Origin of the sequence: Brevundimonas sp., from assembly GCF_030704825.1 — a bacterium.
In the GTDB taxonomy this organism is placed as follows: Bacteria; Pseudomonadota; Alphaproteobacteria; order Caulobacterales; family Caulobacteraceae; genus Brevundimonas.
In genome coordinates this window covers 223341-246496 of the sequence record NZ_JAUYNX010000016.1, presented here as the reverse complement: position 1 = coordinate 246496, position 23156 = coordinate 223341, and the positions used below count along the sequence as shown (strand labels likewise).

General features: G+C 68.5%; 21 protein-coding genes. 16 read left to right on the top strand and 5 right to left on the bottom strand.

Annotation, left to right across the window (positions count from 1 at the left end; all coding sequences use genetic code 11):
- The first annotated feature begins 154 nt into the window (after window positions 1–154).
- The 3 genes from Q8Q71_RS10010 to Q8Q71_RS10000 all read left to right on the top strand — a co-directional run bounded on the left by Q8Q71_RS10010 (window position 155) and on the right by Q8Q71_RS10000 (window position 4250).
- Window positions 155–913 (top strand): tRNA1(Val) (adenine(37)-N6)-methyltransferase, encoded by a 759-nt coding sequence (locus Q8Q71_RS10010; protein WP_305759440.1) that lies wholly within the window; start codon window positions 155–157, stop codon window positions 911–913.
- Window positions 914–942: 29 nt separating this feature from the next.
- The gene (locus Q8Q71_RS10005) at window positions 943–1554 is read left to right on the top strand and encodes a TIGR02466 family protein (RefSeq protein ID WP_305759439.1); all 612 of its coding nucleotides are present in this window, start codon (window positions 943–945) and stop codon (window positions 1552–1554) included.
- 95 nt (window positions 1555–1649) lie between these two features.
- Complete coding sequence (locus tag Q8Q71_RS10000; RefSeq protein WP_305759438.1) at window positions 1650–4250, top strand: glucokinase; 2601 nt, start codon at window positions 1650–1652, stop codon at window positions 4248–4250.
- Window positions 4251–4299: 49 nt separating this feature from the next.
- On the opposite strand, the gene Q8Q71_RS09995 is transcribed toward Q8Q71_RS10000, so the two are convergent.
- Entirely contained in the window at window positions 4300–4908 is a 609-nt protein-coding gene (locus Q8Q71_RS09995; RefSeq protein ID WP_305759437.1) for a TetR/AcrR family transcriptional regulator, read from the bottom strand.
- Between the two features lie 110 nt (window positions 4909–5018).
- Between Q8Q71_RS09995 and Q8Q71_RS09990 the strand changes: the two genes are divergently transcribed.
- The 5 genes from Q8Q71_RS09990 to Q8Q71_RS09970 all read left to right on the top strand — a co-directional run bounded on the left by Q8Q71_RS09990 (window position 5019) and on the right by Q8Q71_RS09970 (window position 9628).
- On the top strand, window positions 5019–5768 hold the full coding sequence (locus tag Q8Q71_RS09990; RefSeq protein WP_305759436.1) for an SDR family oxidoreductase: 750 nt from the start codon (window positions 5019–5021) through the stop codon (window positions 5766–5768).
- A 102-nt stretch (window positions 5769–5870) separates the two neighbouring features.
- A complete protein-coding gene (locus Q8Q71_RS09985; protein ID WP_305759435.1) occupies window positions 5871–6059 on the top strand; it encodes a type II toxin-antitoxin system HicA family toxin in 189 nt (62 codons plus the stop codon).
- 20 nt (window positions 6060–6079) lie between these two features.
- Complete coding sequence (locus tag Q8Q71_RS09980; protein WP_305759434.1) at window positions 6080–6826, top strand: type II toxin-antitoxin system HicB family antitoxin; 747 nt, start codon at window positions 6080–6082, stop codon at window positions 6824–6826.
- A gap of 137 nt (window positions 6827–6963) precedes the next feature.
- Window positions 6964–8631: an energy-dependent translational throttle protein EttA gene (gene ettA / locus Q8Q71_RS09975; RefSeq protein ID WP_305759433.1), complete on the top strand. Its 1668-nt coding sequence runs from the start codon at window positions 6964–6966 to the stop codon at window positions 8629–8631.
- A gap of 70 nt (window positions 8632–8701) precedes the next feature.
- Entirely contained in the window at window positions 8702–9628 is a 927-nt protein-coding gene (locus Q8Q71_RS09970) for a 2-hydroxyacid dehydrogenase (protein ID WP_305759432.1), read from the top strand.
- A gap of 24 nt (window positions 9629–9652) precedes the next feature.
- Here the strand turns inward: Q8Q71_RS09970 and Q8Q71_RS09965 are convergent, their stop codons facing one another.
- On the bottom strand, window positions 9653–10120 hold the full coding sequence (locus tag Q8Q71_RS09965; protein ID WP_305759431.1) for an EF-hand domain-containing protein: 468 nt from the start codon (window positions 10118–10120) through the stop codon (window positions 9653–9655).
- Window positions 10121–10227: 107 nt separating this feature from the next.
- On the opposite strand from Q8Q71_RS09965, the gene Q8Q71_RS09960 reads away from it, so the two are divergent.
- The 5 genes from Q8Q71_RS09960 to Q8Q71_RS09940 all read left to right on the top strand — a co-directional run bounded on the left by Q8Q71_RS09960 (window position 10228) and on the right by Q8Q71_RS09940 (window position 17084).
- Window positions 10228–11190, top strand: coding sequence for a metalloregulator ArsR/SmtB family transcription factor (locus Q8Q71_RS09960; RefSeq protein ID WP_305759430.1), 963 nt, complete (start codon window positions 10228–10230; stop codon window positions 11188–11190).
- Window positions 11187–12140: a methylenetetrahydrofolate reductase [NAD(P)H] gene (metF, locus tag Q8Q71_RS09955; protein WP_305759429.1), complete on the top strand. Its 954-nt coding sequence runs from the start codon at window positions 11187–11189 to the stop codon at window positions 12138–12140. The genes Q8Q71_RS09960 and metF overlap by 4 nt, the downstream gene beginning before the upstream one ends.
- Window positions 12137–13216 carry a homocysteine S-methyltransferase family protein gene (locus Q8Q71_RS09950; RefSeq protein ID WP_305759428.1) on the top strand — a complete coding sequence of 360 codons (1080 nt, stop codon included), beginning with the start codon at window positions 12137–12139 and terminating at the stop codon, window positions 13214–13216. Before metF ends, Q8Q71_RS09950 begins: the two co-directional genes overlap by 4 nt.
- A 151-nt stretch (window positions 13217–13367) precedes the next feature.
- Window positions 13368–16031, top strand: a complete 2664-nt coding sequence (metH, locus tag Q8Q71_RS09945) for a methionine synthase (protein WP_305759427.1) — start codon at window positions 13368–13370, stop codon at window positions 16029–16031.
- A 102-nt stretch (window positions 16032–16133) separates the two neighbouring features.
- Complete coding sequence (locus tag Q8Q71_RS09940) at window positions 16134–17084, top strand: class I SAM-dependent methyltransferase (protein WP_305759426.1); 951 nt, start codon at window positions 16134–16136, stop codon at window positions 17082–17084.
- A gap of 8 nt (window positions 17085–17092) precedes the next feature.
- Here Q8Q71_RS09940 and Q8Q71_RS09935 read toward each other — a convergent pair whose 3' ends face one another.
- Window positions 17093–17626 (bottom strand): hypothetical protein, encoded by a 534-nt coding sequence (locus Q8Q71_RS09935; protein ID WP_305759425.1) that lies wholly within the window; start codon window positions 17624–17626, stop codon window positions 17093–17095.
- Window positions 17627–17763: 137 nt separating this feature from the next.
- The gene (locus Q8Q71_RS09930) at window positions 17764–20841 is read right to left on the bottom strand and encodes a TonB-dependent siderophore receptor (RefSeq protein WP_305759424.1); all 3078 of its coding nucleotides are present in this window, start codon (window positions 20839–20841) and stop codon (window positions 17764–17766) included.
- Between the two features lie 286 nt (window positions 20842–21127).
- Here Q8Q71_RS09930 and Q8Q71_RS09925 point away from each other — a divergent pair, with 286 nt between their 5' ends.
- A complete protein-coding gene (locus tag Q8Q71_RS09925) occupies window positions 21128–21643 on the top strand; it encodes a hypothetical protein (RefSeq protein ID WP_305759423.1) in 516 nt (171 codons plus the stop codon).
- 2 nt (window positions 21644–21645) lie between these two features.
- Entirely contained in the window at window positions 21646–22044 is a 399-nt protein-coding gene (locus Q8Q71_RS09920; RefSeq protein WP_305759422.1) for a TIGR01244 family sulfur transferase, read from the top strand.
- A gap of 4 nt (window positions 22045–22048) precedes the next feature.
- Here Q8Q71_RS09920 and Q8Q71_RS09915 read toward each other — a convergent pair whose 3' ends face one another.
- Window positions 22049–22195: a hypothetical protein gene (locus Q8Q71_RS09915; protein WP_284221743.1), complete on the bottom strand. Its 147-nt coding sequence runs from the start codon at window positions 22193–22195 to the stop codon at window positions 22049–22051.
- Window positions 22196–22252: 57 nt separating this feature from the next.
- On the opposite strand from Q8Q71_RS09915, the gene Q8Q71_RS09910 reads away from it, so the two are divergent.
- The gene (locus tag Q8Q71_RS09910) at window positions 22253–23155 is read left to right on the top strand and encodes an MBL fold metallo-hydrolase (RefSeq protein ID WP_305759421.1); all 903 of its coding nucleotides are present in this window, start codon (window positions 22253–22255) and stop codon (window positions 23153–23155) included.
- The last annotated feature ends 1 nt before the right edge of the window (window position 23156 follow it).

Genomic DNA, 23156 nt, shown 5'->3' with positions numbered 1-23156 from the left:
CCTTGGAACGGGGGTCGGCGACAGGGACAGCGTCCAACGGGAAACTCATCGAAACGGCGGCGCGGGGGAGAATCACGCCCGAAAATCCAGCCGCCGCCTTGCCCGGCGACGATGCGGCGCACAATGGTGATCGGTCCATGAAGGGTCAAGCCGCGTGACCGTCGCACCATCTCCGCCCGACGACGCCGGGATCGTCGAGAACGCCCTGCTGGGCGGTCGCGTCCGGCTGCGCCAGCCGGCGACGGGATATCGCGCGGGCATGGACGCGGCCCTGCTGGCGGCGGCGGTGGCCGCTGCGCCCGGGCAACGGGTGATCGAGGCCGGCTGCGGCGCGGGCGCGGTGCTGATGCAGATCGCCGCGCGGCGGCCCGGCGCCGTCCTGACCGGGCTGGAGCGCGATCCGGCGCTGACGGCGCTGGCGCGTGAGAACGCGGCGCTGAACGGGGCGCAGGCCACGATCCTGACCGGCGACGTGGCGGCGGGGTTCCGGGAGCTGGAGGTGGAGCCCTTCGACTGGGCCGTGAGCAATCCGCCCTTCTTCGACGACCCGGCCGCCCTGCGCGCGCCCTCGCCGGGCAAGCGCGGGGCGTGGATGGCCGACGACGGGCTGAAGGCCTGGACCGGCTTCCTGCTGAAGGCCGTGCGCGAGGGCGGGCGGATCGTGGTGATTCACCGCGCCGACCGGCTGGCCGACCTGCTGGCCCTGCTGGGCGAGAAGGCCGGCTCGTTCGCCATCCGGGCCGTTCATCCGTATACGGACGAACCCGCGAAACGGGTGGTGGTCCAGGCGATCAGAACCGGCCGGGCGCCGCTACGTATGTTGCCGCCTCTGGTGCTGCACGACCGTTCGGGCGCCAAACATACGGCGGAGGCGGAGGCGATCCTGAGGGGCGAGGCCGCCCTGCCCTTCTGATCGCCGACCCCTTGCGCTAGAGAGCCCGCATGTCCCTGCGCCCGTTGTTCGTCACCCAGGTCTATGAGGCCACGCTGGCCGCCTCCCCCGGCTTCGCCGCCTTCAACGCCGGCCTGGCCGAAGCCTGCCGCATGCTGTCGGTCGAGGACCATGCCGGCCGGGCCTGGTGCCGGGAGCACGGCTATCGCGGCTACACCTCCTATGGCTCGCTGACGGACCTGCCGCAGCGCCTGCCCGAGTTCGCCGAGCTGAAGCGGCATCTGGACCGCCACGCCCTGCTCTATGCGAAGGCGTTGAATTTCGACCTGGCCCGCCGGCCCCGGCTCGACAGCCTGTGGGTCAACATCCTCAAGCCCGGCGGCGGCCACAGCGGCCACATCCATCCCCACGCCTTCCTGAGCGGCACGCTCTATGTCGAGGTCCCCGACGGCGCGTCGGCCCTGAAGCTGGAAGACCCGCGCCTGCCGATGATGATGGCCCGACCCGCCGTCCACGCCGACGCGCCGGAGGCCGAGCGGCCGTTCGTCTACCTGGCCCCCGCCGCGGGGACGGTGCTGATGTGGGAAAGCTGGCTGCGCCACGAGGTGCCGCCCAACGCCGCGAAGAGCGAACGCATCTCGGTGAGCTTCAACTACGCCTGAACCGCACGACGCGGCCGCCGGATGGTAGCGGTAACCCTTCCTTATCCACGTCATGGCCAACTGCCCGCAACAAGACGCTGTTTGGGAGGGCGTCATTGGCCTACGGCCTGCTTGCGGAAATCAACGCGAACTCGTGCAGATTCGCCCTGCTGGACGTCGACGCGTCCGGCGCGCCGGTGATGTCGGCCTATTTCGAACTGGCCGTCGCCGACGTCGCCGGTCCGGTGGAGGCGTTCGAGCGCTATCTGTCTGATCTGGCCGACGGGCCGCCGGCCCGGCTCGGCCTTTCGGTCGCCGCGCCGGTCTCGGGCGACGCCTTCGTCGTGACCCAGTCAGGCTGGACGGTGTCGATCCCGGAGCTGAAGGCGGCGTTCGGATTCACCGACATCACGGTCGTGAACGATGCGGCGGCCTGGGCGCTGGCGCTCGAATGGCTGTCGGCCGACGATTTCATGGCGATCACCACGACGCCGGGCGGCCCTTGCCGGTTGCAGCCCGGCCGCTACGCGGTGGTCAGCTGCGATGACGGACTGGGGGTTTCGGCGGTCGAGATCAGCGAGTCGGGATGCCGGGCGATCGATACGGAGGCGGGCCATCTGGCCTTCGCCCCCGCCGACGCCGCGGAGATCGCCCTTCTCAACGAACTGGCCAGGATCTACGGCCGGGTGTCGTACGAGCGGCTGCTGTCCTGGCCCGGGCTGGCCCAGGTGAACGACGCCCTGATCACCGCCGAAGGGGGGCCGGCGCCGGGCCTGTCGCCGCTCGAGGTGATTCTGTACGCCCGCACCGGGGCCGATCCCCGGTGCGTGAACGCGGTGCGCCGCTTCTTCGGCGTGATGGGCGACTTCGCCGGACAGGTCGCCCTGGCCATGGGAGCCACCGGGGGCGTGGTCCTGGTGGGGCGGGCGGTCCTGGAGGCGCACGATCTGATCGACGCCGGGGCCTTCCGCGCACGGTTCGCGGCCAAGGGCCGGTTGTCGGGGGTGGTCGACGCCCTGCCGACCTGGGCCGTGGTGAACCGCGGCGGCGTGCTGACCGGCGTCGCCCGCCAGTTGCTGCAGCGCGACGGCGCGGGCGACGTCCCCTCCCCGTCCCGCCGTCGCGCGGCCGAACACGCGCCGGCCGCGGGGTGCGCCGCCACCGATCTGCCGCCGCCCCTGCTGGAAGCGATCGGCGCCGGCGTCCTGATTCTCGACCCGGATCTGCGCATCGTCGCCAGCAATGGCCGCTTCTGGGAAGGATCGTCGACGCCGCAGGGCCTGACCCGTCCCGGGTCCGGGTCCGCCGCCTGCATGCAGGCCATGATCGCCGGCGGCGACTGGTCGAGCGAGGCGGCCGCCTCGATGCGGGAGCATTTCCGCACCCGGACGCCCTTCACCGTCGAACGCACCGCCTTCGGCGGCCGGCTCATCTGCGACGAAGGCAAGCCGCTGGCCGACGGCGGCTGGATTCTGACGGCCCACGACGTCACCACCGTCGAGCGGAGGGCGCGCGAACTGGAGCGGATCGCGGCCGACCTGCGCGACGCCAAGGCCGAGGCGGACGCCGCCAACAGCGCCAAGTCCAACTTCCTGGCCACCATGAGCCATGAAATCCGCACGCCGCTGAACGGGGTGCTCGGCATGGTCCAGGCCATGGCCATGGATCGGCTGTCCGGCGCGCAGAAGGACCGGCTGGAGGTCATCCGGGAGTCCGGCGAGAACCTGTTGGCGATCCTCAACGACATTCTGGATCTGTCGAAGATCGAGGCGGGCAAGCTGGAACTGGAGGAAGTCGCCTTCGATCTGGGCCGGCTGGTGCAGGGGGCCCATTCCGGATTCACGGCCATCGCCAACAAGAAGGGCCTGTCATTCGCCCTGACGATCGCGCCGGACGCCGCAGGCGTCTATCGGGGCGATCCGACCCGGGTGCGCCAGATTCTCTACAACCTGATCGCCAATGCGCTGAAATTCACCGAGAGCGGCGAGGTGCGGGTCGACGCCTCGCGCCAGGACGGGGCCCTGCGGATCAGCGTCAGCGACACCGGCATCGGCATACCCGAGGACCGGCTGGCGGCCCTGTTCGACAAATTCACCCAGGTCGACGCCTCCACGACCCGCCGCTACGGCGGCACGGGGCTGGGGCTGGCGATCACCCGCGATCTCGTCGCGCTGATGGGCGGCGACCTGTCCGTGGTCAGCGAGCCGGGCGGGGGCAGCCGGTTCACGGTCGGCCTGCCGTTGCGGCGGCTTTCGGATGTCGCCGCCGCGACCCCCGCCCCGGAGGGCGCGCGGCAGATCGCCGCCGGCGCCTCGGGCCTGCGCGTCCTGGCCGCCGAGGACAACCGGGTGAACCAGCTGGTGCTCAAGACCCTGCTGCACCAGCTGGGCGTCGATCTTCGGGTGGTCGACGACGGCGTCGAGGCGATCGAGGCGTGGGAACACGACGTCTGGGACCTGATCCTGATGGACGTGCAGATGCCGCGGATGGACGGACCCACGGCCACGCGGCGCCTGCGCGAACTCGAAATCGAGACCGGCCGTCCGCGCACGCCGATCATCGCGCTGACGGCCAATGTGATGTCCTACCAGGTCGCCGAATACCTCAAGGCCGGCATGGACGCCTGCGTGGCCAAGCCGCTGCAGCTCACGGAATTGCTGGAAGCGATGCGGGCCGTCCTCGAGTCGGGCGACGAACCCATGGCCGCCACGGGCTGAGTAGCGGACCCTGCCCCGCAAGGAGACGCCGGGTGGATCTCGATCAGCTTCAACGACGCCTGACGCCGGCCAGACCGTCCCAGGCCATCATGGCGGCGCGCGCCGTGCCGCGCAGCTCGTCGGCCGCGGCTCCCTCGCGGGCCCGGAAGGTCATGCCCTGCTGGACCGTGGTGTAGAAGGCGGCGATGGCGGCCGGGTCGGCGTCCGCGGCGATCTCGCCCGCCGCCTGACCCTCCCGCAGCCGCGCCTCCATCGTCGCCATCGCATCCGTCCGGATTTTCGCCACCTCGTCGCAGGCTCCGTCCGGCAGGGCGTCGGGGTGGGCGCCCGACAGCACGAGCAGACAGCCCTTGGGCCGGTCGCACCGGCTGTTGGCCTCGGCCGTCGCCAGCAGCAGGCCCTCGATCGCCTCCCGCGCCGTCGCGGCCTCGCGCATCGAGGCCCACAGGTCGGCGCCCGCGGTGTCGGTGTAGAGCCGAACCGCCTCGCGGAAGAGATTCTCCTTGCTGCCGAAGGCGGCGTAGAGGCTGGGCGAATTGATCCCCATCGCCCCGGTCAGGTCGGTCATGGACGCGTCCGCATAACCCTTGCTCCAGAACACCTGGAGGGCGCGGGACAGGGCTTCGTCGCGATCGAAACTGCGGGGACGGCCGGCCATGGCGTCTTTCGGACCTCTTTTTCTAGCGAACGATACATAATCCCTTGACGAAGGGAGGCAAGCTTTCCATCTGACTTTCTGTGTCGATCATTACAGAAAGAGAACCGACCATGACCGCCTCCCTTCCCCTCGCCGGCAAACGCGCCCTCGTCACCGGCGCCAGCCGCGGCATCGGCGCGGCGATCGCGCGCCAGCTGGCCGCCGACGGCGCCGACGTCGCCATCACCTATGAGAAGTCCGCCGACCGAGCCGAAGCCCTCGCCGCCGAACTGCGCGCCCTGGGCCGCAAGGCCGTCGCCATCCAGGCGGACGCCGGCTCCACCGACGGACCGGCCAGGGCGGTCGATGGCGCCGTCGCCGGGCTGGGCGGCCTCGACATCCTCGTCAACAACGCCGGCATCGCGGGCGGGACCCCGTTCGCCGACCAGTCCCTCGAAGAGATCGACGCCCTGCTGAACGTCAACATCCGCGGCGTCATTCTGACGACCAAGGCGGCCCTGCCCCATATCGGCGCGGACGGCCGGATCATCTCGATCAGCAGCGTCCTGGCCGATCGCGTGCCCTTCGGCGGCGTGACGGTCTATTCGGCCAGCAAGTCGGCGCTGCAGGCCTTCACCCTCGGCCTCTCGCGCGAGCTCGGCCCGCAGGGGATCACGGTCAATCTGGTCAAGCCGGGCGCCACCGACACCGACATGAACCCCGCCGACGGCCCCAACGCCGCCGGCATGCTCGCCGGCATTTCGCTGGGCCGGTTTGGCCAGCCGACGGACATCGCCTCGGCGGTCGCCTTCCTCGCCGGTCCGGGCGCCGGCTACATCACCGGAACCAGCATCCTGGTCGACGGCGGCATCGGCGCCTGAGAGCGTGGCCTTCCAGCCGTGACACCACCGGGCGAGCACCGCTGGTGTGTATTCGTGTGTATTGCTCTTGTAGCCCTTGCATGCGTGTGTATAGGTACACACATGAAAAGCGGCGACGTGATCAGTGTGTTGGAAGCGGCTGGCTGGCGGCGGATCTCTACGAAGGGTTCGCACGCGCAGTTCAAGCATCCGAACAGACCGGGCCGGGTCACCGTCCCGCACCCCAAGAGAGACCTGAAGATCGGGACTCTCAAGAGTATTGAGCGGCAGAGCGGCCTTACTTTCCGCTGACTGCGTTTCTAGGAGTTCGAATGTCCACTGTGATTTACGTAGCCATCGTCGAGGGAGATCAGGATGGGGGCTATAGCGCCTTCTTTCCAGACCTTCCCGGCTGCGTGACGGGGGCAGAATCGATGCTGGAACTACCCGCTTCCGCGCGTGAGGCCCTGTCTTTGCATCTGCAGGGAATGTCCGAGGACGGAGAGGCATTTCCTGAGCCCACCGCGCTGGAAGACATCAAAGGCGATCCGGACGTTAAGGAGGTCGGTCGCATCCTGGTTGATGCTGATGTTGAAGACGCCCCGGTGAGGGTCAACATCTCCATCGGGGCTCAGTTTCTGAAACGAGTCGATGTCGCTGCCGAGGCCCGAGGAATGACGCGCTCCGGCTTTCTGATCGAAGGAGCACGACACATCATGGCGTTGGCCGACGATGGAAATCGCTTACGATCATCCCCGTGTGTGACGTGGCATCTCTCCAGGCAAAGAGCCAAGGAAAAGCAGGAATTCTGGCGAAGCCACCTTATGCCAGCTCCCGAATCCCGAGGAACATCCACGGAGGCGGGCCGGTACATGATCGTGCCTGCGGAATCAGCTGATCTCGCCGTTGTTTGGGATAGGCTAGAAAACCAAGTCATAGACATCATCGAGTGCAAAGCCTCGCTGAACTATCCCCTTAAGCCCCCGGTGTTCAAAATCGGTGGGGTTGCAAGTGATCCACTCGCGGTCGCCGCATCCGGCGGAATGCCAGGGTGGACTTCATTTGGGAAGACCGGATAAGGGCGCACCTAGTCCGTCCTCCCGGCCGCCTTCAATCCGCCGTGTCGAGGGGCTAGTCATTTGCCTCACGGCGCGGCGGTCGCTACATCCCGCGCCAACCTCCCCTAAACTCCGGACGACAGGGCGCACCGCACCTCATGGCGCAGCAATATATTTTCCAGATGCAGGGTCTCACCAAGACCTTCCCCGGCGGCAAGAAGATCTTCGAGAACATCTGGCTGAGCTTCTACAACGACGCCAAGATCGGCGTCGTCGGGGTCAACGGTTCGGGCAAGTCGACCCTGCTGAAGATCATGGCCGGGCTGGATACGGAATTCACCGGCGAGGCGCGCGCCGCCGACGGCGTCAAGCGCGGCTATCTGGAGCAGGAGCCCCAGCTCGACGACAGCCTGAACGTCCGCGAGAACGTCGAGGCCTGGTGCGAGGAGAAGCAGTGGGTCACCCGCTTCAACGCCATCGCCATGGAGATGGCCGAGGAATACACCGACGAACTGATGGCCGAGATGACGGCCCTGCAGGAAAAGATCGACGCCGGCGACGTCTGGGACATCGACAGCCGCATCGAAATGGCCATGGACGCCCTGCGCTGCCCGCCCGACGACTGGGAGGTCACCAACCTGTCCGGCGGCGAGAAGCGCCGCGTGGCTCTCGCCCGGCTGCTGCTGAGCAAGCCCGACATGCTGCTGCTGGACGAACCGACCAACCACCTGGACGCCGAGTCGGTGGCCTGGCTGCAGCACCACCTGGAAGCCTTCCCCGGCTGCGTCATCCTGGTGACCCACGACCGCTATTTCCTGGACCTCGTCACCAAGTGGACGCTGGAACTGGACCGCGGCAAGGGCCATCCGCACGAGGGCAACTACTCCAGCTGGCTGGAAGCCAAGACCAAGCGCGTGGTGCAGGAGCAGTCGGAATCCGAAGCCCGCCAGCGCGCCCTCACCCGCGAACTGGAGTGGGTCCGTTCGGGCGCCAAAGCCCGTCAGGCCAAGTCCAAGGCCCGTCTGGCCGCCTACGAGCGGATGGTCGACGAGCAGGAAAGCCTGCGCGGCACCCAGACCCACGCCGTGATCCAGATTCCGCCCGGCCCGCGCCTTGGCAATGTGGTGCTGGAGGCCGAGGGCCTGCAGAAGTCGTACGGCGACAAGCTTCTGTTCAAGGACCTGACCTTCAAACTGCCGCCCAACGGCATCGTCGGCGTCATCGGGCCCAACGGCGCCGGCAAGTCGACCCTGTTCCGCCTGATCACCGGCCAGGAGCAGCCCGACGCCGGCACGATCCGCGTCGGGGAGACGGTCAAGCTGGCCTATGTCGACCAGAGTCGCGACGATCTGGAGCCGAACAAGACCATCTGGGAGGTCATCTCGGGCGGCACCGACGTGATGATGGTCGGCAAGCGCGAGATCAACACCCGCGCCTATGTCGGCAGCTTCAACTTCAAGGGAGGCGACCAGCAGAAGAAGGTCGGCCAGCTGTCCGGCGGTGAGCGCAACCGCGTCCACCTGGCCAAGACCCTGGCCACCGGCGGCAATCTGCTGCTGCTCGACGAACCGACCAACGACCTGGATATCGAGACGCTGCAGAACCTCGAGGAGGCGCTGGAAGGCTTCGCCGGCTGCGCCGTGGTCATCTCCCACGACCGCTGGTTCCTGGACCGTCTGGCGACCCACATCCTCGCCTTCGAGGGCGACAGCCACGTCGAATGGTTCGAGGGCAACTTCGAAGCCTATGAGGAAGACAAGAAGCGCCGCCTCGGCGTCGACAGCCTGATCCCGCACCGGATCAAGTTCCAGAAGTTCGGGCGCTAAACCCGATGCGGCCTCCGGAGCGATCCGGAGGCCGTTTTTCATTGAGCGCGACTGGACTAGGGTGCGCGGCATGACCGACCGCCCCGCCCTTCTGATCATGCAGCGGCATCTGGCGCCGCTGACGGCCTTTCTCGAGAGTCAGTGGACCGTCTACCGGTTCTGGGAGGGGCCGCCGCTGGAGGCGCAGGCGGAGATCCGGGCGCTGGTCGTGGCCGGGGAGTTTCCGCTCGACAAGGCGTTGATCGAACAGCTGCCGAAACTGCAGCTGATCGCCTGTTTCACCTCGGGCCATGACCGCATCGACACCGAATGGTGCAAGGCGCGCGGCCTGCCCGTCACCCATGCGCCGGGCGTGAACCACGAGGACGTGGCCGACCACGCCATCGGCCTGATCCTCGCCGCGCGGCGGCAGATCGCGGCCGGCGACCGGGCCCTGCGGGCCGGGGAATGGACGGCGGATTCGAAGATGATCACGCCGTCGCTGCATGGCCAACGGGTCGGGATCGTCGGGCTGGGCGGCATCGGCGAGGCGGTGGCGCGGCGGGCCGGGGCGTTGCGCATGACGGTCAAATGGTGGGGACCGCGCGAGAAAGAGGCCGCCTGGCCGCGCGCCGCGTCCCTGATCGAGCTGGCGCGGGACAGCGACATCCTGGTGGTGGCCTGCAAGGCCGACGACAGCAACATCGGCCTGATCTCGCGCGAAGTCATCGAGGCGCTGGGACCGCAGGGTCTTCTGGTCAATGTCGCGCGGGGCCAGCTGGTCGACGAGGAGGCCCTGATCGCGGCGCTCGAGGACGGGCGGCTGGGCCAGGCGGCGCTGGACGTGTTCGAGGACGAGCCGACGGATGCGGCGCGCTGGGCCGCCGTGCCAAACACCGTGCTGACCCCCCACACGGGCGGGGCGACGACCGAGGCCGTGCAGGGCATGCTGATGCTGCTGATGCAGAATCTGACGGCCGCCTTCGCGGGCGAGCCTCTGAAGACGCCCGTGGCCTGAAGCCGACGGGATTCGGTCGGGCCCTCAGCCCCCGTCGGGCGGGCTGTCGGGGAAGGTCGGCATGGGGTCCGGGGCCGGAATGGGCACGGGCGCCGGACGCGACGGCGGCTGGGGCAGTTCGTCGTCGGCCAGCCGCCCATCGCCGTTCCGGTCCATGCGACCGAACATCCGCAGCGCGCCGGCGGCCAATTCCTCGCGGCTGATCCGGGCGTCGCCGCTCGAATCCGACTGGGCGACCATGGCGCGCAGGCGCGATCCGCCCCGCGCCGCGGCCTGGGGCCCGGTCAGGACGGTCAGCTCATCGCCGGTGACGGCCCCATCCTGACCGACGTCGAGGCGCGTAAACAGCCGGTCCGACCACGGCTGGACCTCGGCCGCGGTCCGCGGCAGGCCCATGCCCCCGCCGGGATGCGGCGTCTGGGCCGGCGCCGGGGCGGCGAGCGCTGACACGACAGCCAGCGCGAGCGCCGGAACGATCGGACGAAAGGTCATCGAAGCCTCACGAAACAGGAGCGCGTCCGGGCAGAGTGATCCCCGATCGGCGGTCTGGCCAGCAATTTTCCTTGCCAAATCATATAAGGATATCTTTATATAAGGATATGTCATTGACAGCCGACCAGACCGTCGAGGCCCTCCGCGCCGCGGGCGAGCCGACCCGCCTGCGGGTGCTGTCCCTGCTGGCGGGCGAAGAGCTGTCGGTGATGGAGTTGTCCGGCATCCTCGACCAAAGCCAGCCACGGGTGTCGCGGCACCTGAAGCTGATGACCGACGCGGGCCTGATCGAGCGGTTTCCCGACGGGGCCCGGGTCTTCTACCGGCTGTCGTCGGATCCCCGGGCGCGGCGGCTGATCGACACCGTGCTGGACCTGCTGGACGCGACAGCGAACGGCGACGACCATCGACGGCTGGAGGACGTGCGACGCACCCGCGAGGTCGCGGCCAGCGCCTATTTCGAACGCGTCGCGCCCCAGTGGGACCGCATCCGCTCCCTGTATGTCTGCGAGACCGCCGTCGAGGCGGCGATCCAGCGCGCCGCCGGCGACGGCCCCTTCGAGCGGGTCGTGGACCTGGGCACCGGCTCGGGCCGGATGCTGACCCTGCTGGGCCGGGCGGCCAGGATGTCGGTCGGTCTGGATCTCAGCCACAACATGCTCAACATCGCCCGCGCCAATGTCAGCCGGGCCGGTCTGGAGAAGGTGGAACTGCGCCACGGCGACATCTTCGCCACCCGCCTGCCCGAACACAGCGCCGATCTGGTGCTGGTGCATCAGGTTCTGCACTACCTGGCCGATCCGGCCGCGGCGGTTGCCGAGGCGGCGCGGCTGGTCATGCCGGGCGGCCGGCTGCTGATCGTCGATTTCGCGCCTCACCAGCTGGAGCATCTGCGGGCAGAGCATCAGCATCGCCGTCTCGGTTTCTCCGATCCCGAGATGCAGCGCTGGCTGTCCGGCGCGGGCCTGAGACCCGCCCCCCCGATCACCCTGCCCCCCGACACTGACGGCCTGACCGTCTCGATCTGGACCGCCGAGCGGCCCGACGTAACCAAGGCCAAGGTCGCATGAGCATCGCCCCCCGCAGTCTGGCCGAGGCCCGCGCCCTGTTGCTGTCGCCGCTGGGCCCCGTCGCCCGCGCCGGACAGGACCAGTCGCGCCCCCGCGTGTCGTTCGAATTCTTCCCGCCCAAAACCGACGAGGCCGAGGCCAATCTGTGGAAGGCGGTCACCCGTCTGGCCCCGCTGGAGCCCGAGTTCGTCTCGGTCACCTACGGCGCCGGCGGTTCGACGCGCGAGCGCACCCACCGGACGGTCGAGCGCATCCTGGCCGAAACGGCCCTGACCCCCGCCGCCCACCTGACCTGCGTCGAGGCCAGCCGCGAGGATGTGGACGCGGTCATCGAGGGCTATCGCGACGCCGGCGTGCGCCACATCGTGGCCCTGCGCGGCGATCCGCCCGGCGGGAACGGCATCGGCGGCGTCTATGTTCCGCGTTCGGACGGTTACGCCAACGCCACCGAGCTGACCGCCGCCATCACGGCCAGGGGCGGCTTCGACGTCATCGTCGGCTGCTATCCCGAAGGCCATCCCGAAAGCCCGTCGACCGCCCATGACATCGACGTGCTGAAGGCCAAGGTCGACGCCGGGGCGACGCGCGCCATCAGCCAGTTCTTCTTCGACATCGACGCCTTCCTGCGCTTCCGCGACCGGGTCCGGGCGGCGGGGATCACCATTCCGATGTCGCCGGGGATCATGCCGGTGACCAATTTCACCGGGCTCAAGCGGATGTCGGCGGCGTGCGGCGCGGCCGTGCCCGACTGGCTGGCGGCCCATTTCGACGGGCTGGACGACGACCCGGAGACGCGCAAGCTGATCGCCGCCTCGGTCGCGGCCGAAACCTGCGCCCGGCTGCAGGAGGAAGGCTTCGCCGACTTCCACTTCTACACATTGAACCGCGCCGACCTGGTCTATGCGATCTGCCGGGTGCTGGGCGTGCGAGAGACGAAGGCCAAGGTATGAGTATCCCCCTTCCCCGCAGCGAACGCATCGCCGCCCTGCACCGGGCCGCGAAGGAGCGGATCCTCGTCCTCGACGGGGCCTGGGGCGTGATGATCCAGCGCAGCGAACTGTCGGAAGAAGATTTCCGCGGCGAGCGCTTCGCCGGGCACAACGGGCAGATGAAGGGCAACAACGACATCCTGTGCATCACCCGCCCGGACGTCATTTCCGGCCTGCACGACCAGTATTTCGCCGCCGGCGCCGACATCTCCGAGACCAACACCTTCTCGGCCACGGTCATCGCCCAGGACGACTACAAGCTGGACGAGCAGTCGGTGTGGGACATCAATCTGGAAGGCGCGAAACTGGCGCGCGCCGCGGCCGACCGCTGGACCGCGAAGGAGCCGCACAAGCCGCGCTTCGCCGCCGGTTCGATCGGACCGCTGAACAAGATGCTGTCGATGTCGTCGGACGTGAACGACCCCGGCGCCCGGCTGGTGACCTTCGACCAGGTCTATGACGCCTACCGCCATCAGGTGAAGGCGCTGAACGAGGGCGGGGTCGACCTCTATCTGATCGAGACCATCACCGACACGCTGAACTGCAAGGCGGCGATCAAGGCCATCAAGGACCTCGAGGACGAGGGCATGGAGGCCCTGCCGATCTGGATCTCGGGCACCATCACCGACCGCTCGGGCCGGACCCTGTCGGGCCAGACGGCCGAGGCCTTCTGGAACAGCGTGCGCCACGCCAAACCCTTCGCCATCGGCTTCAACTGCGCCCTCGGCGCCGATCTGATGCGGCCCTTCATCGCCGAGCTGAGCCGGGTGGCCGACACCCTGGTGGCCGCCTATCCCAACGCCGGCCTGCCCAACGCCATGGGCCAGTACGACGAGGAGCCGCACCAGACGGCCCACTTCATCGAGGAATGGGCGGCCTCGGGCCTGGTCAACATCGTCGGCGGCTGCTGCGGCACGACCCCGGAACACATCCGGCACACGGCGGAGGCGGTGTCGAAACTGCCGACGCGGGAGATCCCGGAACGGCCGGTGGCGATGCGGCTGTCGGGGCTGGAACCGTTCGAGCTGGTGGCGTGATGTGTCTTGATTTCCGCTCATCCCCGCGAAAGCGGGGACCCAGTTCTTTGGGCGATCGGTCTCACCGAGCGCGCCCTGACATCAATCCCATGCACCGTGCCTCACGAAAGCACTGGGTCCCCGCTTTCGCGGGGATGAGCGGAGTTTTCGAGTGAGACCCACCTTCATCAACGTCGGCGAGCGGACCAACGTCACCGGATCGGCCAAATTCAAGAAGCTGATCATCGACGGCGACTATTCCGCCGCCCTGTCGGTGGCGCGGCAGCAGGTCGAGGCCGGGGCCTCGGTGATCGACATCAACATGGATGAGGGCCTGCTGGATTCGAAGCAGGCCATGGTCACCTTCCTCAATCTGATCGCGGCCGAGCCCGACATCGCCCGCGTGCCGGTGATGATCGACAGTTCCAAATGGGAGGTGATCGAGGCCGGGCTGAAATGCGTCCAGGGCAAGCCGATCGTCAATTCGATCTCGATGAAGGCGGGCGAGGCCGAGTTCCGCGAGCAGGCGGTCAAATGCCTGCGTTACGGGGCCGCCGTGGTGGTCATGGCCTTCGACGAGGTCGGCCAGGCCGACACCGCCGCGCGCAAGATCGAGATCTGCACCCGCGCCTATCGCATCTTGGTGGACGAGGTCGGCTTCCCGCCCGAGGACATCATCTTCGACCCCAACATCTTCGCGGTGGCGACGGGGATCGAGGAGCACGACAACTACGCCGTCGACTTCATCGAGGCGACGCGGGCGATCAAGGCTGCGCTGCCCTACGCCCGCGTCTCGGGCGGGGTGTCGAACGTCAGCTTCAGCTTCCGCGGCAATGAGCCGGTGCGCCGGGCGATCCACAGCGTCTTCCTGTACCACGCCATCCAGGCGGGCATGGACATGGGCATCGTCAACGCCGGCGACCTGCCGGTCTATGACACGCTCGACCCGGTCCTGCGCGAGGCGGTCGAGGACGTGATCCTGAACCGGCCGCAGCGGACCAATGTCTCCAACACCGAGCGGCTGGTCGACATCGCCCCCAACTACAAGGGTGACAAGGGCGTGGCCCGGGTCGTCGATCTGAAATGGCGCGACGCCCCCGTCGGCAAGCGGATCGAACACGCCTTGGTCAACGGCATCACCGACTACATCGACGCCGACACCGAGGAGGCGCGGCTGTCGTTCGACCGCCCGCTGCACGTCATCGAGGGTCCGTTGATGGACGGGATGAACGTGGTCGGCGACCTGTTCGGCTCGGGCAAGATGTTCCTGCCGCAGGTGGTCAAGTCGGCCCGGGTGATGAAACAGGCCGTGGCCTGGCTGGAGCCCTATATGGAGGCCGAGAAGGCCGGCAAGCCGCGCGAGCAGGCGGGCCGCATCCTGATGGCCACGGTCAAGGGCGACGTCCACGACATCGGCAAAAACATCGTCGGCGTGGTCCTGCAGTGTAATAACTACGAGGTCATCGACCTGGGCGTCATGGTCCCGGCCGACCGGATTCTCGACGCCGCCATCGAGCACAAGGTCGACATCGTCGGCCTGTCGGGCCTGATCACGCCGTCGCTCGACGAGATGGTTTTCGTGGCGCGCGAGATGGAGCGGCGGGGCTTCGACATTCCCCTGCTCATCGGCGGGGCGACGACCAGCCGGACGCATACGGCGGTCAAGATCGAGCCCGGCTATCGCGCCGGCTCGACCACCTATGTCATCGACGCCAGCCGCGCCGTCGGCGTGGTTTCGGGCCTGCTGTCGAAGACCGAGCGGGCGAAGAACGAGGCCCTGACCCGCGACGAATACGTCCGCATCCGCGAGCAGTATGCGCGCGGCCAGGAGGTCAAGGCGCGGGCGTCCCTGCCCGCCGCGCGCGAGAACCGCTTCAAGCCAGATCCGGCCACGCCCCTGCCCTGCGCTCCGTCGTTCCTTGGCGTGCGCGCCTTCGACTCCTGGGACCTGCAGGACCTCGCCGACCACATCGACTGGACGCCCTTCTTCGCCAGCTGGGAGCTGATCGGCCGCTATCCGCTGATCCTCGAGGACGAGATCGTCGGCCAGGCCGCGCGCGACCTGTTCGAGGACGCCCGGGCGATGCTGAAGCGGATCGTCGACGAGAAATGGTTCACCGCGCGCGGCGTGGTCGGCTTCTGGCCCGCCAACGCCGTCGGCGACGACATCGCCGTCTATGCCGACGAAAGCCGCACCGACGAGATCGCCCGCTTTCACACCCTGCGGCAGCAGATCAGGAAGTCGAACGGCAAGCCCAATCTGGCTCTGTCGGACTTCGTCGCCGAAGGGGGCCGGGACTATATCGGGGCCTTCGCCGTGACCGCCGGTCATGGCGAGCTCGAGATCGCAAGGCGATTCAAGGAAGCGGGCGACGACTATTCCGCCATCATGGCCACGACCCTGGCCGACCGCCTGGCCGAGGCCTTCGCCGAGGCCTTGCACAAGAAGGTTCGCACCGAGCTCTGGGGTCATGCGCCGGACGAGGAAACGACGGTCGATGACCTGATCGCCGAGCGATATCAAGGCATTCGCCCGGCGCCCGGCTATCCCGCCCAGCCCGATCACACGGAGAAGGCGACGCTGTTCCGGCTGCTTCAGGCCGAGGACAACGCCGGCATGGCCCTGACCGAGAGCTTCGCCATGACCCCGCCGGCGTCCGTGTCAGGGCTGTATTTCGGCCACGCCGAAAGCCACTATTTCGGCGTCGGCAAGATCGATCCGGACCAGGTCGCCGACTATGCGCGGCGCAAGGGCTGGGACGTGGCGACGGCCGAACGCTGGCTGTCGCCGATCCTCAACTACGATCCGGCGGCGCCGCGAAGCGACGCGGCCTGACTCCTGGAGGGGCGCTTGGCCGGACGGGCCGGTTGATCTAACAACGGAGCGAACGCCGATCATTGATCGGCGAACTCCGATTGTGGTCTGACTGGAGCCGGGATGAGCCCTTCGCCTTCCGAAAAGCGGCGTGGGTGGCATTGGAGCGACTACTGGCGGAGCGGCCGCACGGACGTCATGACGGTCCAGACCCCCGCCGGGCCGGTCGCCTTTGACACCCGGCCGATCTGGACTGAATGGTTCGGCGCCTTCGAGACCGACTCCGCTCTGCTGGATCTGGCGACGGGCAACGGCCAGGTCGCGGTCCATGCCAGCGGCGTGGCCGCGGCCAGCGGCAAGGCCTTCACGATCACTGGTGTCGACTATGCCGAGGTTGAGGCCGCATCCGCGCGCCTGCCCGCCGATTGCCGGCTTATGGGCGGCGTGGCGCTGGAACAGCTGCCGTTTCCGGCGGCAACGTTCGACGGGGCCTCGTCGCAGTTCGGGATCGAGTACGCGGACACCCGGGCGGCGCTGCTGGAGCTGGGACGGGTGCTGAGGCCGGGCGGACGGGCGCTGATGCTGATCCACCATGCCGACAGCGTCATCACCCGACAGACGGCGGGCCAGATCGCGGCCTATGACGCGGTGTTGGGAAAGTCCGGCGCGATCCGCCACGCCCGACGCGCCTTCGCCGCCCATCTCAAGGGTTTGACGGCTTCGGGGCCGGAAGACGCGCTGCGCGAGGCGGTTCGGCAGGCCGCGGCCCGGCTTGAACCAACGGCGGCGTTCGAGCCGGTGCGCTATATGGTGGGCTATCTCGATGACCTGTCGCGCCGGATCGCCTCGTATGAGCCGAACAGCGCCCTCGCCCGGCTTGAGGTGTTCGAGGCCGGCAATGCGGCGTGGCGGCACCGCCAGCAAAGTCAGAACCTGGCCGCGCTGGACGGCCCGGGCCTGGATGTCTTCGTCCAGCGGGCGGCGCGGGCCGGGTTGACGCTGGAGGAGCGGGCCGAGCTGAATGACGGCCAGGGAGCCTTGATCGGCTGGCGGACGAGCTTCCGGAAGCCGTAGTCCGGCGCCTATTCCAGTCCGACATCCGCGGGCGTGGCCGGAGCCGAGGTGATGTTCTCGCGAATGCGGCGGGCGGCGTGTTCGCAGCGGCCGGGCAGGCCGAAGAACAGGCCGAAGGCCTGGCTGCGCACCGTCTCGTCCTGTCCGATCAGCGGCGTCCATTTGGCGGCGGCCTCGGCGGCGGCGGCGCGGGCCGCGGCGCGGCTGGCGGCGGTCTGGCGCGGCTCGGCGGCGTTCAGGGCGGCGCGGAAGTCGGCGGCCTCGAGCTTGCCCAGACGGATGATGTCCAGATCCAGCGGGTCGCGGTTGGTCAGGGTCTCGCCCAGGGCGACGTGGCCGTTCACCAGCGCCTCGCACCAGGCCACCAGCGGATAGTCGGCCTCGGGCGCGCCCCTCGGCATCGGATTGGCGTAGGCCACCGCCTCGCGGAAGCGCTCGGTCTCCCCGGTCTCGACGCCGGGAGCGGTGGACATGGCGCCGACGTCCCGGGGCGGCGGAGTCTGGCCGGCGAGGACGAGGGCGGTGACGAGGCTGAGCAGCATGAAGGCGCCTTGAGACGTTCAGGGGATGAACCGCAACGCTCGAACGCGGAGATGGTTTTTCCGAGGCGGCGGAATTTGCAAAGAAAAGGGCGGCGGACCCGAAGATCCGCCGCCCCAGATGGTCTTGACGTCAGGCCCTAGAAGTTGGCCGTGACACCGAAGAAGAAGTAACGGCCCAGCGCATCATACAGCTGCGGGTAGGTGTTGCCGTTGCCGGTGGTGCCGACGCTGTAGGACAGCGGCGGATCGTTATCCAGAACGTTGTTGACGCCGGCGCGGAGGGTGACGGTGTCCGTCGCCTGCCACACGGCCGCCAGGTCGAGGTAGTTCTCGGCGTCGAAGTAGCGATCGATGCGAGCGCCACCGTTGTTGAGCGAGCCGTCAGCGGCCAGAACGGCGATTTCAGATTCGCCGTAGTGACGCCACGTGGCCGACAGGTCCAGGTCCCACGGGGTGAGCCAGGTCGCGCGGGCGCGGTGACGCCATTCCGGGTTCGGAACGCCGCACTGGTTGGCGTAGAAGCCCGTGCAGTCATAGACCGAGGCGGGTCCGCCCAGACCGGTGTCCGTGAGGAGCTCGCTCAGATAGGTGCCCACGAAGGACAGCTGCATCGAGCCCATGTTCGACATGCCCATGTCTTCGAGGTCGAAGGCATAGTTGGAGTTCACGTCGAAGCCCGAAGTGGCCAGGCCGCCGATGTTGTTGTTCAGGTCCTCGACGAAGCCCGAACCGACCCACAGCTGGCCACCGGGGTTACGGTTGATGCGGCCGCAGGCGGCGGCGTCACCCTGGCTGTAGCAGAGGTCGAAGGTGTTCAGCGCCCCGATCGTCGAGATCAGGCCGTCGACCTTGATGTCGAAATAGTCGACCGAGATGTTGAAGCCGGGCAGGAAGCCGGGCGTCCACACCACGCCGTAGGTGTAGGTGTCCGACTCTTCCGGGTTCAGGTTCGGGTTGCCGCCGCCCAGGAAGTTGTACTGGCCGGCCGGGCTGTTCAGGGCGCCGCTGTCGGACTGCGCCAGGGTGACCTGGTGCGAACCGGTGCCGATGCACGCCGCCGGGACGCTGTTGTTCAGCACGCCGTCGTCGTTCAGGTCGTCGCAGGGGTCGTTGTCAGCGTCAAACAGGTTGAAGCCCTGGGCCGCGAACATTTCGATCACGTTCGCCGCACGAACCGCGCGCGAGTAGCTGGCGCGGAAGCGGATGTCCTCGACCGGGGCGTAGTCGGCGCCGAACTTGTAGGTGTCGGTTCCGACGTTCGCGTACTCCGAACGACGGTAGGCGGCGTCGACCGAGGCCGAATAGGCCCACGGCTGATCGTCGGCGAGGGGGATCTGGATTTCTCCGAAGGCCTCGTAGACGTCCGCGTCGCCCGTGATGCCGATCGTCGGGCCGCCCTGACCGGCGCCGTCGCCGGTGGCGAAGGCGTTGTCGGTCGTGGAGGACAGGGCGTCGCGGCGATACTCGACGCCGAACGCGACCTGGACGGTGCGGGCGGCGGTCGGGAAGGACCAGCCCGTGTCGCCCGTGACGGCGCCGGTGATGACCTGTTGGGTCGTCTGGCCGGTCTGCATCAGCGGGATCTGCAGATAGTCGATCGCTTCCTGGGTGACGCCGCCCGGCGAGAAGATGTCGTAGGGGACGCAGGTGGTGTCAGTGCCGTCAACCACCGAACGGCAGGTCGGGACGCCGCCGACGTCGACGACGTCAAGAGCGCGGCCGAGCCGGGTGACCGAGAAGTCGTTCAGGTAGGTCCGCGCCAGGCGAACCCGCGAGAACTGGGCGGCCAGATCGTAGTTCCAGCCCGGAGCCATTTCGCCGCGGATACCGACGACGCCGCGATAGGACTGATAGTTCAGGCTGTCCTGACGTCCGCCGCCCTCGACGTTCCGGCGGCCGATGTAGAGCGGAACCCGGTTCGGATCATTGATAAAGCCAAGCGCGAACGCGGCGGCGGCGGGCGCGCCGCAGCCGATGTCCGTGCGCTGGGCGGCCGACAACAAGGGGTTGTCGCAGTTGATGGTGCCGGTTGCGAAGAAGTTACCCGACGGGGCGATCTGGGCTACCGAGCTGTAGTCCGAGAACATCAGTTGGGCGAAGACTTCAGCCTTGTCGTTCAGCTCGTAGCGACCGAATGCGCCCATGGTGTAGCGTTCGTCAGGACGCTGATAGTAGTTCACCGGGCCATAGTTATAGTCGTTGATCGCGCCGTTGTAGGGCGTGAAACCCGCTGCGTTGATGGTGTAGTTGAAAGACGGCAGCGGATTGGCGATGTCATCCGCCGTGCCGGTGATTCCATCCGGACCCGGAAGGCTGCTGCCGTTGGCGCCGAAGTCGGTGAAACGACCCGGGAAGGAGGTGCCCGATCCGCCGCACGAGAAGGTGGTCGGGCCCGAGCCGGCATTCGGCGCGCCGATGGCGCAGGCCGAATAGTCGCGGTGGGCCTGCAGGACCGGGTTGTTGTTGCGGTAGCCGACGTAGGCCATCAAATTGCCGCGGCCATCGGGCGAGGACACGCCCAGGGTCACGTTCACCGAGCGGCTTTCGCCGTCAGAGACGTTGTCATCGGGCAGTTGGAACTGGGCCGCGTTGGTCAGGGCGCGGCGAGCGATTTCAGCCCGCAGGTTGCCGACGCCGTCATAGTCGTTGTTGTGCTGATAGAGGCCGTACTGGGCGTCGATCTGCAGGCCTTCGAAGTCCTTCTTCATGATGAAGTTGACAACGCCGGCGATGGCGTCCGAACCGTAAACGGCGGAAGCCCCGCCGGTCAGGACTTCAACGCGCTCGACCAGCTGTTCCGGAATCTGGTTCAGGTCGGCCGCGTCGTCGTTCGGCGAACCGTAGCCCATCCGGCGACCGTCGATCAGCACCAGGGTGCGCGACGAGCCGAGGTTGCGCAGCGACACCGTGGCCGTGCCCGACGCGCCGTTCGAGACGGTCGAGTTCTGGGCGGCGAAGGCCTGCGGCAGTTGCGAGATCAGGTCCTCGACCCGGGTCACGCCCGCGACGTCGATGTCCTCACCGGTCACCTGGGTCACCGGGCTGGTGGTGACGAGGTTGGACTGCGGAATGCGCGAGCCGGTGACGACGACTTCGTCGAGTTCGGTCTCCTGCGGCGTCTCTTGCGCCATGGCGGGCGCGGCGAACGCGAGGGCGGCGAAACCGCCGATCATCGTCGTCGTCAGCAGCCGGCTGCGGATTTTCTGGGTTCTCAAAGGTCGTCTCCTGATGTTCAGCAAGCCCGGAAACCGGGCCGCCGCGGCCTTAAATGGAATATTCCCGTCCCCCGCGGACAGAATCCCCGACCGCAGTTGCCCGACGTTATGCGCCCCGGCGTACCGTTCGCCAGCCAAATTACACGAAAGTAACCCTGTCGAAGCAGGACTGTCGTATTTAGGCCACGATACGGTCACCTCTCCGGTTGCAGGGGCTGGTTGACCCCGCGACCGTCTTGTCCGAGTGAAGTCGGGCCGGGCGACGGCGGGAATTGCGAGGAAACCCATGTCTTTGATTTCCGGACTGGCGGCGGCGGCCGCGGCGGCGACCCTGTCGGGTCAATCCCTGCCCGCCCAGGAGCGCCCCGAGACCCTGGAGCGGCTGATGGCCTGCCGCGGCGTGGCCGACGGCGCCGCCCGCCTGGCCTGCTACGACGCCGCCGCGGGCGCGCTCGACGCGGCCCAGCGCGGAGGCGAGGTCGTCGTCGTCGACCGGGCCCAGGTCGCCGAAACCCGGCGCCAGCTGTTCGGCTTCGAAATGCCCTCCCTGCCGCGCCTGTTCGGGCCCGACGGGGGAACCGAGATCGACTCGATCGATACGACCCTGCAGAGCGCCTCGCGCAACAACGAGAACCACTGGATCTTCCGCCTGGCCGACGGCGGGGTCTGGCGCCAGGTCGATTCCGAACGCGTCCGGTTCGAGAACCGCGCCGGCCAGCCCGTGCGCGTGCGCAAGGCCACGCTGGGCAGCTTCCTGCTGACCGTCGGCGACAGCCGGGCGGTGCGGGTAAGGCGACAGTAGGGATGGCTCCGCGGTCCCTGTCGCCGACGGTCTGGACCTCGCCCCAGCTTTCACCCGCCGCCCTGCCGGCCCTGGCGGCGGCGGGGGTGCGGCGCCTGATCAGCAACCGGCCCGACGCCGAGGAGCCCGGCCAGCCCTCGGCCGCGGAAATGGAGGCGGCCGCCCGGGAGGCCGGCCTGGCCTTCGCCTGGATTCCCGTGTCCGGCCGGCCGGACGGGACGCAGGCTCTCGCCGTCGCCGAGCTGCTGGCCGACGGCGCGCCGACCGTGATGTTCTGTCGATCCGGAATGCGGTCGGCCGCGGTCTGGGCCATGGCCGAGCGGCTGAGGGGCGCGGACGCCGCCGACCTGCGGGCCGCCGCCGGCGCGGCCGGCTACGACCTGGGCGGTCTGCCGCTGTGACCGGTCAGCGGAGGATGGCGACGCGCGTGGCGTAGGGCGCCGGTTCCGGCGTGCAGGACGCCACGGCGAGTTGCATCGCCATGAGACACAGGAAGGCCGCGGCGATGGGCTGGAGCCGATTTGAGACAGCCAGGGCGATGGAAACAGCCACTTCGGGGACTCCGCAGAAGGTTTACGAAGTGTTGACGCAAGGGCCGGGCCGCGCCCGATGATCCCGTTCGTCCCCGCGCCGGCGTTCGAATACGGGCGGACCGATACGGTCTCGCCCCTGATCCGGCGCGTGATCGCCCGCAATCCCGGGCCGTTCACCTTCACCGGCACCGGGACCTATGTCGTCGGACGCGGCCATGCCGGGGCGGGCGTCGCGGTGATCGATCCGGGCCCGCTGGACGAGGCCCATCTGGCGGCCTTGCTGGCGGCGGTCGCGGGCCAGACGGTCAGCCATGTGCTGGTGACCCACACCCACCGCGACCACGCTCCCCTCGCCCGTCCGTTCGCGGAGGCGGTTGGCGCGCCCGTGCTGGCGGCGGCGCCCCCGGCGCGAACGGTCCACGCCTCCGCGACGCCCGACGAGGAGGAGGACGAGGACTTCCGGCCCGATATCGTGTTGACCGGCGGCGAACGGCTGCGGGGCGACGGCTGGACGATCGGGGCCATGGCCACGCCCGGGCACGCCTCCAACCACCTGGCCTATGTGCTGGAACAGGAGAACGCCCTGTTCAGCGGGGACCACGTCATGGGCTGGTCGACGACCGTGGTGGCCCCGCCCGACGGCGACATGGCCGCCTATATGGCCAGTCTGGACGCGGTGATCGCGCGGCGCTTCACCACGATCTGGCCGACCCACGGCGCGCCGATCCTGGAGCCGGGCCCGTTCCTCGAGGCCTACCGCGCCCACCGGCTGATGCGGGAGGCGCAGGTTCTGGCGCGGGTGGCGGCGGGCGACCGCCGCATCGCCGACATGATCCCGACACTCTACGCCGCGGTGGACTCCCGGCTTTGGCCCGCGGCCAGCCTGTCGGTCTGGGCCCATCTGATCGCGCTGGAGCGGGCCGGACGGGTGCGTGCGACGCCGGGTCCGGCGATCGACGCCGACTGGACCCCGGCCTGAC